Origin of the sequence: Rhizobium sp. T1470 (assembly GCF_042140505.1) — a bacterium.
GTDB lineage: Bacteria > Pseudomonadota > Alphaproteobacteria > Rhizobiales > Rhizobiaceae > Rhizobium > Rhizobium favelukesii.
In genome coordinates, this window is the sequence record NZ_CP148094.1 from 795,171 (window position 1) to 802,663 (window position 7,493).

General features: G+C 57.8%; 8 protein-coding genes. 4 read left to right on the forward strand and 4 right to left on the reverse strand.

What is annotated here, in order from left to right:
• Positions 1–5: 5 nt before the first annotated feature.
• Positions 6–1,601 (reverse strand): ABC transporter substrate-binding protein, encoded by a 1,596-nt coding sequence (locus WGT02_RS38275; protein WP_024314140.1) that lies wholly within the window; start codon positions 1,599–1,601, stop codon positions 6–8.
• A 131-nt stretch (positions 1,602–1,732) separates the two neighbouring features.
• On the opposite strand from WGT02_RS38275, the gene WGT02_RS38280 reads away from it, so the two are divergent.
• The 3 genes from WGT02_RS38280 to kdgD all read left to right on the forward strand — a co-directional run bounded on the left by WGT02_RS38280 (position 1,733) and on the right by kdgD (position 4,465).
• Positions 1,733–2,443 (forward strand): FadR/GntR family transcriptional regulator, encoded by a 711-nt coding sequence (locus tag WGT02_RS38280; protein ID WP_024314139.1) that lies wholly within the window; start codon positions 1,733–1,735, stop codon positions 2,441–2,443.
• A gap of 66 nt (positions 2,444–2,509) precedes the next feature.
• Positions 2,510–3,490, forward strand: a complete 981-nt coding sequence (locus WGT02_RS38285; RefSeq protein ID WP_024314138.1) for a mannonate dehydratase — start codon at positions 2,510–2,512, stop codon at positions 3,488–3,490.
• Positions 3,491–3,535: 45 nt separating this feature from the next.
• On the forward strand, positions 3,536–4,465 hold the full coding sequence (kdgD, locus tag WGT02_RS38290; protein ID WP_024314137.1) for a 5-dehydro-4-deoxyglucarate dehydratase: 930 nt from the start codon (positions 3,536–3,538) through the stop codon (positions 4,463–4,465).
• An 857-nt stretch (positions 4,466–5,322) separates the two neighbouring features.
• Here kdgD and WGT02_RS38295 read toward each other — a convergent pair.
• Positions 5,323–5,607, reverse strand: a complete 285-nt coding sequence (locus WGT02_RS38295) for a LexA family transcriptional regulator (protein ID WP_225039569.1) — start codon at positions 5,605–5,607, stop codon at positions 5,323–5,325.
• A 28-nt stretch (positions 5,608–5,635) separates the two neighbouring features.
• On the opposite strand from WGT02_RS38295, the gene WGT02_RS38300 reads away from it, so the two are divergent.
• Complete coding sequence (locus tag WGT02_RS38300; protein ID WP_208245192.1) at positions 5,636–6,751, forward strand: IS630 family transposase; 1,116 nt, start codon at positions 5,636–5,638, stop codon at positions 6,749–6,751.
• On the opposite strand, the gene WGT02_RS38305 is transcribed toward WGT02_RS38300, so the two are convergent.
• Both WGT02_RS38305 and WGT02_RS38310 read right to left on the reverse strand, forming a co-directional pair.
• Positions 6,730–7,008, reverse strand: coding sequence for a DUF982 domain-containing protein (locus WGT02_RS38305; RefSeq protein ID WP_225040503.1), 279 nt, complete (start codon positions 7,006–7,008; stop codon positions 6,730–6,732). The genes WGT02_RS38300 and WGT02_RS38305 overlap by 22 nt on opposite strands.
• Positions 7,009–7,053: 45 nt before the next feature.
• Positions 7,054–7,293 carry a hypothetical protein gene (locus WGT02_RS38310; RefSeq protein ID WP_024314135.1) on the reverse strand — a complete coding sequence of 80 codons (240 nt, stop codon included), beginning with the start codon at positions 7,291–7,293 and terminating at the stop codon, positions 7,054–7,056.
• Between the last annotated feature and the right edge of the window lie 200 nt (positions 7,294–7,493).

A 7,493-nucleotide genomic window follows, 5' to 3' on the forward strand; every position in this document is an offset into this window, starting at 1 on the left:
CTTGTTTATTCGGTCTCGGCCTTGGTCACGCCTTCAAGGCGCGTAATCAGATTGGGATGGCCGACATAGCCCTGAACCTTGCTGTTCAGGACGATCGGTTCGAAACGCTCGAACATCGGCAGCACCGCGGGCTTTTGGTCGATGAACATCTTCTGCATCTCAACGTAAAGCTCGCCGCGTTTTTTGGGGTCAGGCTCCATCGACGCCTTTGCCGTCACTGCGGTCAATTCCGGAATGTCCCAGGCCGAGCGCCACACGAAGTTGCCGGCATTGTTGGCTTCAAGCGAATTGTCCGGATTGGATGCAAACTGCTCCATCGAGCCAAGGACGTTCGGCATGTAGGCACCCGTCTGCGGGATCAGGAGATCAAAGTTTCTCGCCCGGTGCGCCGAAATAATGTCGGAGCCATTTCCCTGCTGGACATCGACCTTGATGCCGATCTGGCCGAGTGAGGCCTGAATCGCGGTTGCCAGATCGACACGGGGTGTTTGAGCAATCGTCTTCAGCGTCAGCGAAAAACCATCCTTGAAACCTGCGTCGGCCAACAGCTGCTTTGCCTTGGCCACATCGAGGTGCCAGTCCGGGCTCGGTACTGCATCCTCATAATTCTCTGGTACCGGGACCGTCCTGACCCGGCCGTACGGCCCCATGATCGTCTTTTCGATACCCTGATAATCGATGCCGTACGCGATTGCTTCGCGCACCTTCGGATTGGCGAGATACTTGTTGCCCGCGTTCATCGCCAAAACATAGAAACCGCCCGTGGGGACGCGCTGAACCTCAAAGCCCTTTTTGCCGTTGAAAATCGCCAGATCAGATGCGGTCAGGGCGCTGGCGAGATCGATGTCGCCGCGCTCCAGCATCAGGCGTTCGACCTGGCTTTCAGGCACATGCCGGACAATCACACGACGCATCTTCGGCGCACCAGCGACATAGCCCTTATTGGCGTCAAGAATGACGAGCTCGTTCGGCGACCAGCGATTGAGCGTGAACGGTCCGGAACCCGCAGAATGGGTTCTAAGCCAGGCGTTTCCATAGTCGTCGTTGACGACGTGCTTCTGCACCTCGACGCTGTCGACGACACTCGCAATCGCCATGGCGAGCCGGTAAAGCAGAAGTTCCGACGTTACCGCATCGGAAAGATCGATGCGCACGGTCTTGTCGTCGATCGCTTTGACCAGCTCGTCGACATTGTCTTTCGTGTAGCCGACACGCTTCAGGTTTGCTGCCGCAGCCTGGTCGAGCTTTAGAAGCCGCCCTAAAGAATAGACAACGTCCTTCGACGTGATCGGATTGCCTGAGGCAAAGGCTGCGTCACGCAGCTTGAAGGTGATCCCCTTGTCATCGACCTGCCAGCTTTCTGCAAGCTGCGGCACGATCTTTCCGTCCGGCGTCGTCGCCACCAGCCGATCGTAGAGGTTTGACATGATCTCGACGGCCTTGCCTTCCGTCGCCTGCTGCGGGTCGAGCGACAACACCTGGGCCAGCGATGTCCCGATCACAAGCTGGTCAGCGGGCGTGGCCGCCTTGAGCTCCTGGGCCGCCATGGTCAGTGCGCTTAAGGCGACGCTTACAAACAGACTTCTGGAAAAATACTTCATTGCAACTCCTCCCTGAGTTACTATACGAGACATAATATGTCGTCCGTATGTCGTATTATGATTTATCGAAGATCAGAGCGCTTTGCAAGCGTCATGCGGACGAGGCCGGATGGAAATTGGGGACGGGCACGATGGTAACGATCAATCGCGGCAGACAGCGGCTGGCACAGCAGGTCATCGATCAACTGCGCTTGCAGATCGAGACGGGTAAGCTGCGAGAGGGGGATCAACTGCCAACCGAGCCGCAGCTTGAGGCTGCCTTCGGCGTCAGCAGGACTGTCGTCAGGGAGGCAATTGCCGACCTGCGCGCGGCAGGCTTTGTCCAACCGGTTCAAGGCAAGGGCGTCTTTGTCGCCGATCCGAAAACCAAGACGGGTCTGTCGCTCACGCCGATCGAAGTAAAAAGCATCCCGGAAACCCTTGAATTGCTGGAATTTCGAATGGCTGCCGAAGGCGAGGCCGCGGCCATCGCAGCCTATCGCAGGACAGCCGAGCAAGAGGCTGCCATTCGCGCGGCCAACAGGAAAATGGCGAATTTGATCGAGGCGGGACTGCCGACCGTCGAGGCCGACTACGAGTTTCACATGGCCATCGCTGCTGCTACGAACAACCGGTTTTACGTCGACGTTCTCCGCCACTTCGGTCCTCGTGCGATACCGCGTGGACAGTTTCCAACCTTGCCTGAAGCCAATGACCGCGCCTACCTCGAAAAGGTTCATGCCGAGCATGGGGAGATTCTGTCGGCCATCGCAGATCAGGATCCGGATCGGGCCCGCCAGGCCATGCGCGCCCACATGATGGCAAGCCAGCGGCGCTACCGAATGCTCGCAGAGCAGCAATAGTGCTCGACAGTCTCCAAAATTCATATTATGTCATATGATACGGTTGAATCATTCGGGAGGATGAGCGTGTATTTGGGAACGCAGGTCGCAGTGCGCGACGATGACGATTTTCGTGTTTTTGCTCAGCTGGGGGTGAAGCACATTTCGGCCGATCCGCCAGGCGCCCCGTCGAGCTGGACGCTGGATGATCTCGAGCGTCATCGCGATCATGTGGAAAGCTTCGGGCTTGTGCTCGACATGATCCAGCTTCCTCTGCCGTCGAAACCGATCGAGAAAGCATCCTATCCCGATATCCTCTTGGCCGGGCCCGAGCGCGACCGGCAGATCGATGCTGTCTGCCAGATGATCGAGAACTGCGCCAAGGCGGGCATACCTGCGACCAAATACAATCTCAATTTGATCGGCATCCCACGCACCGAGCTCGAAAAAGGCCGCGGCGGATCGCTCAACGAAGCATTCCGCTGGGAAAAGGCAGACCAGGAGGCGGCACCAGGGCTCGCGGGAGTGTTGCGTGAGGACGAAAACTGGGAGCGCATCGACTATTTTCTCGAACGCGTCGTTCCCGTTGCCGAAAGCAACCGCATCCGCCTTGCCTGCCATCCCCACGATCCCTACACGCCGCCCGGTTATCGTGGCGTCACCCGCGTGCTTGGGACGGTCGACGGGCTCAAGACGTTCGTCCAGATGCGGGAAAGCCCCTATCACGGTTTGAACTTCTGCCAAGGGTCGATCGGCGAGATGCTCGATAATCCGCGCGAGGAGATCGACGACATCATTCGCTGGTTCGGCACACGCGGCAAGATCTTCAACCTGCACTTCCGCAACATTCGCGGCGGCGCGCTCTCCTTCATGGAAACCTTCCCCGACGAGGGTGACATGGACATGGTCCGGTCGCTGAAAGTGTATAAGGAGGTCGGCTACAAATACATGGTCATGCCGGATCATGTACCGGCCATCAGCGGCCGCGATGCCAACGGTGTCGCCTTCAGCTTTTGCTATGGCTATATCGCCGCGCTGCTTGAGGCCATGGAAGCCGGGCATCTGTGATCGCCCCCAAATCCTTCGATAGCGCAATAACTCAAGGACATTGACATGGAACCCGATGCCATCAAGAAAGCCGTCGGCGACGGCTTGCTTTCCTTTCCCGTCACGCATTTCGACAGCGACAACAAGTTCGACGAGGCGGCATACCGCAAACACGTCGACTGGCTGGCCGGCTTTGGGGCAAGCGCTCTTTTTGCTGCCGGCGGCACCGGCGAATTCTTCTCGCTCAATCCTGCGGAAGTGCCGCTGGTGGTGCGTGCCGCAAAGAACGCAGCCGCCAAGACGCCGATCATTTCGGGAACAGGATACGGGACCTCTCTTGCGGTCGAGATTGCACGATCAGCCGAAAGGGCGGGCGCCGATGGGCTGCTCCTCCTGCCACCATATCTGATGTTTTCGGAACAGGCCGGCCTGGTTGCGCATGTAAAGGCAGTCTGTAACGCAGTCGGAATCGGGGTGATCGTCTATAACCGTGATAACGCCATCCTGTCGGCAGATAGCCTCGCGCAGCTGTGCGACGAATGCCCCAACCTGATCGGCTTCAAGGATGGGGTCGGGGATGTCGACCGCGTCATCGAGATCACCACCAAGATCGGTGACCGCCTGGTCTATGTTGGCGGCATGCCAACCCACGAAGTCTATGCTCAGGCCTATTTCGCGGCAGGGGTTACGACCTATTCGTCAGCCGTCTTCAACTTTGTCCCGGAACTGGCACAACGTTTTTATCAAGCGCTGCGAAGCGGCGACCAGAAGACCGTCGACCGCATCTTAAAGGATTTCTTCTTCCCATTCGTTGCCTTGCGCAATCGAAGAAGAGGCTATGCCGTCTCGATCATCAAGGCGGGACTAAAGGTCATTGGCCGCGATCCCGGCTCGGTCCGGGCTCCGCTCACAGATTTGACGGACGAGGAAATTGCCGTGCTGGAGAACATCGTAGCGGCTGCCGATACCGCAAATCTCACACTTGTACCTGCTTAGAAACGCTTTGCTTCAGGGCGTGGATCGCAAGCCACAGAAGTGCAATGTCAAAACGAGCAGAGTGCCCCTTATATCGGATATCGGCTATGTCGGCTATATCGGCGCGACGCCCGAGCAGGGCGGGTCGAACCCGTCTTGCGCCCGCTCTCCTCTGGTTACGCGGGGGCGACAAGCTCGAGGGAACGTCGGTTCCATAGCACACGATCGCAACAAAAAAGCCGCCCCGTTGAAAGACGGGGCGAAGTGGGGTCGTGTGTCTTGCCTTGGAAAATGGGATAGTTCCCAAGACATTCGAATAACACGCCGCGCGCGTATTTGTTCCGCTTCGCCAGAATTTCCGACGGTGTCGGTATTTAGCGCGACTCGTGAACATCCGAGATTGCGCTGTTGTGCGTCTGGTTGCGCATAAAGGTAAGATCGCTGCCTTCGCGGCGTTCGAGGTCGTCCAGGATGATTGCGTCCACGACGACTGGAAGGCCGGTGAAGATGTCGGTTACAGCCCGACGATCCGCCTACTTTTCGCTTGCTTCTACTGGAGACCTAACATGCAGACGCACAGCGGTCAAAAAGATGAGGCTCTGCGGTGGGCGCGCAGAGCCTCGGGGATTTTCGGGCAGACGTCGAGGGCGACAAACACGATGGGAGCGCGGTCATCCGGTAATAGTTCCGCTCAAAAAAACCCCCGCAAATTTGCGGGGGCAATTCCAGGAGAGATATATACTGGAAACGCCGTCGATCGGGTTTGGTTCCGCAAAGCGCAGCACTACCCGGTAGATAGGGTGAACCGGATGTGGGCCTCTGTAAGAGCAAGCAAAAATACACCTAGTACCGCGCCACAGAGATTATGACGGGTTGGGTTATCGTAGAATGGGCAAGTCTTCTGGTGGGATGAGAAGTTGGATGCTGCGTGCTGCGCCTGGCACGCGGGATATAAATCCTGCCTTCTCGAGGGTCAGCACCATCTGGTGAACAGACGGAGCCGTAACGGCGAAGTGGCGACGCATGTCGGCTTCGGCCGGAGGCTGTTTGAAGATGCGGCTGTAGGCGTAGATGAAGGCCAGGTACTGGCCTTGGACTTGCGTAAGGCCATGTCTTGCCGTTGCGGCTTGCGGGTCAAGTGAGGGACTCATTTTCGGATTCATCTGCGTCTCCGCGCTGAAGGAGGTGTCGATGAATATAAAGTTTCACGTAGAGCTTAGCCAATCGGAACGTGATCAACTGGCCGTTTTGTTGAGCGGGGGACGCCATGCGTCGCGCAAGATCAAGCGCGCCCAGATCCTGGTGGCGGCGGACGAAGGCTTCAGCGACGAGGTGATCGCGGCAACCTTGAACGTCAGCGGATCGACGATTTACCGGACCAAGCGCCGGTTTGTGGAAGCCAATCTGGAAGGCGCGCTCAGTGAAGAACCGCGCCCGGGTGTTGAGCGCAAGCTATCGAGCAAGGAGGAGGCGCTGTTGGTGGCGACCGCCTGCTCAAAGCCGCCGCCCGGGCGAGCCCGCTGGACCCTGGAGCTTCTGGCCGATGAGATGGTCCGACTCACCGATCATGACGAGTTGTCCTCGGAGACCGTACGTCGCCGGCTGGCTGAGAATCATCTCAAACCTTGGCGCAAAGACATGTGGTGCATCCCAAAGCTCGATGGGGAATACGTCGCGCGCATGGAGGATGTTCTCGACCTCTACGCAGAGACGCCTGATCCACAAAGGCCCGTGGTCTGCTTCGACGAGAGCCCGACCCAACTCATCGGCGAAGTGCGCGAGCCCATTGCGGCCAAGCCTGGCCAGCTTGAACGCTACGACTGCGAGTATCGCCGAAACGGCACGGTCAATCTGTTTGTCTTCATGGACGCCCACCAGCCCTGGCGCAGGGTGAAGGTCACCGATCGGCGAACCAACCAAGACTTCGCCCAGTGCATGCGCGAACTGGTCGACGTCGATTATCCCGACGCCCCGATCATCCGCGTGGTGATGGACAACCTCTCCACCCATTCCGCCGGGGCGCTTTACGACGCATTTCCAGCCCCGGAGGCTCGAAGGGTGCTGAAGCGACTGGAGTTCCACCACACGCCCAAGCACGCCAGTTGGCTCAACATGGTCGAGATCGAGATCGGTGTCCTGCGCAGCCAATGCCTCGACCGTCGTATCGACAATAAAGACACCATAATCGCCGAAGTCGCAGCCTGGGAGCAGCAACGCAACGCTAATGGCGCAAAGATCCAATGGATGTTCACAACCGAAAAAGCCCGCCAAAAGCTCCGCAAAGCTTACCCCGTCAAAGAGTCATAATCTCTGTGGCGCGGCACTAGGGCGTCGTTTTCCTCCACGGTTCTGGCCTCAACGCCTTGGCAGGCTTCCAGGGCGGAGATATAGGCCCTTCCGTCGGAGGTGGGCCAGCGCTTCGTCAAGAGTTCGAACGCCTGTCGCGACGATTTGACGGTATGGGAACGCCGCCCCAGTCGGATCGTCACCGTTGAGTCCCACACGACGCATGCCTTCCACAGCTTATGAAAAAGCGTCTCCACCAAGTAGTACCGGCATCTCATTGCGATAACATGGCTTCCCGGCTGGCGTGATGCTTAAACAACGCATCAGCAAGAAGGTTCCCCATCCTTGTTTGCCGACATTTTCAGGGACAGCGCCTTCAGCAACCCCTCGCAAGACGCGGACGGGTCACGGCTGAGAAGATCAATCGCAACAGCCGTTGCAGCACGGGCGCATTCACTTTCCGCGTCAACACCGTTTAATCCACACCATGCCTTAACGGCCTCGGTAATGGCGTCAACCTGGCTATCGGAATAATCAAAGATATTGAAGAAATTGAGCGGCACAGTCGTTGCTCCACTTCACGCAGGAACGCATCCCATCTCCCACTCAGGCCTTGCGCAATACTCGATCGCCAGCTGCAGAAGAGGATACACCTTGCTGTCAAAGCCTCCACTACTTTTCACAGTGGACGCCTTCCTGGTCAAACAGGCTCGTCGTCCGCGTTGTCACGCGATTGATGAAATGATTTCGGTGGTTGAAATCT

What these genes read in the sequence shown, in the direction of transcription:
- WGT02_RS38275 (WP_024314140.1), bottom strand. Translation starts at nt 1,601, where the DNA reads ATGAAGTATTTTTCCAGAAGTCTGTTTGTAAGCGTCGCCTTAAGCGCA.
- WGT02_RS38280 (WP_024314139.1), top strand. Translation starts at nt 1,733, where the DNA reads ATGGTAACGATCAATCGCGGCAGACAGCGGCTGGCACAGCAGGTCATC.
- kdgD (WP_024314137.1), top strand. Translation starts at nt 3,536, where the DNA reads ATGGAACCCGATGCCATCAAGAAAGCCGTCGGCGACGGCTTGCTTTCC.
- WGT02_RS38295 (WP_225039569.1), bottom strand. Translation starts at nt 5,607, where the DNA reads ATGAATCCGAAAATGAGTCCCTCACTTGACCCGCAAGCCGCAACGGCA.
- WGT02_RS38300 (WP_208245192.1), top strand. Translation starts at nt 5,636, where the DNA reads ATGAATATAAAGTTTCACGTAGAGCTTAGCCAATCGGAACGTGATCAA.
- WGT02_RS38305 (WP_225040503.1), bottom strand. Translation starts at nt 7,008, where the DNA reads ATGAGATGCCGGTACTACTTGGTGGAGACGCTTTTTCATAAGCTGTGG.